The 218-nt window shown below is 41.3% G+C and carries 1 pseudogene; it reads right to left on the minus strand.

From position 1 onward, the window contains the following. Window positions 1–218 (minus strand): annotated as a pseudogene (locus tag H6A12_RS13260) (hypothetical protein); the annotation flags it as partial.

The raw sequence follows: 218 nt of genomic DNA on the forward strand, positions 1-218 counted from the left end.
CGGAGGGCTTGGCGTTTTTCACTGCTGCACGTACCGTTTCAATCACCAGGCTTGCCGGCATTTGCGTTGCATATTTGTAACCCACAATACTGTTGTCATACAAATCCTTTTTTGTTTGTATGTAGGAGATATCTGTTACCCATTTTTCATTGGGCTTTGTCGCCTTAAAGTTGCGCATCAATTCATTGTTGTAATGGGTATAGGTGTTACAATCATAA

The sequence above is a fragment of the Merdimmobilis hominis genome (genome assembly GCF_016901855.1).
Lineage (GTDB): Bacteria > Bacillota > Clostridia > Oscillospirales > Ruminococcaceae > Paludihabitans.